The following is a 1,038-nucleotide window of genomic DNA, read 5'->3' as shown; positions in this document are numbered from 1 at the left end:
TGTGTGCCGGGCATGGCACGGATTCAGTCGGAGATAGACCGACCACAGGTAGTTACCGCCAAGTGTAGTGAACCACAAGTCGTTAACAGTGATGTTAAGGATGGAGGAAGTGGTGTAGCGATTCTTTTGAGCGTACGAACAGAAACCTGATATAAGGCTAAATGGTGGATAAGATTGCAGTACAAACCGAAGTCCAAAAGGTAAACGTAAAACCAAGACAGTAAATCAGGACGTTGTGAAAGAAATAGGATTCGTGATTTACCCCGGGAGGTCTTGTGGACGATGAATTCCAATATCTTTAAAATCAGTGATGGTAACATCGGTCGAAAAAGGTCTGCCACAAGAAGTCAGCTGAGGTCGTAGTAGGTAAAGACATCTATACCAAAGGACCTAATGTTTATATGGTGCAACTCACCATGCGCAATGTTTGGACAGTTCGAAATCGAGGATAGTTCCATAAGTGGGAATCGTAATCCCATGGGAATGAAGGTAGAGGGAATGGTTCCAGATATATCTACAAAAGGAAGGAGAAGCAACAACATGAAATTAATCGAAGTGATTCTAAGAGATGTAAATCTCGAAGAGGCAATCAAAAGAGTCAAGAGTAATAAAGGTGTACCTGGCATTGATAAGATGACAGTGAATGAAATTGACGCGTATTTCAAGACCCATAAGGAACAGATAAAGAAACAGATATTGGAGAAGAAATACAAACCCCAACCAGTAAGAAGAGTCTATATTCCTAAATCAAATGGGAAGAAAAGACCCCTAGGAATTCCAACAGTAGTAGATAGAGTCATCCAACAGGCGATAGCACAAATATTATCAGAAATCTATGACAGTAAGTTCAGTGAGAATAGTTTTGGATTTCGACCAAATAGGAGTGCACATGATGCCATCATGCGAACACTAGACTACTTGAATGAAGGATACGAATGGGTCATTGATTTAGATATAGAAGCATACTTCGATACAGTCAATCACGATAAATTAATTTCAATACTTAGAGAGCATGTGAATGACTCGACAACACTGCAT

The 1,038-nt window shown here is 40.2% G+C and carries 1 protein-coding gene; it reads left to right on the top strand.

Annotated elements, in window-relative coordinates; all coding sequences use genetic code 11:
- Positions 1 to 477 precede the first annotated feature (477 nt).
- A partial coding sequence (locus B5E75_RS14315; protein WP_241146682.1) for a reverse transcriptase domain-containing protein occupies positions 478 to 1,038 on the top strand: 561 nt, incomplete at its 3' end.

This window comes from Massiliimicrobium timonense (assembly GCF_002160865.1).
Lineage (GTDB): Bacteria > Bacillota_I > Bacilli_A > Erysipelotrichales > Coprobacillaceae > Allocoprobacillus.
The sequence above is the reverse complement of the archived record's forward strand: the minus strand, read 5'-3'. Positions and strand labels throughout refer to the sequence as shown.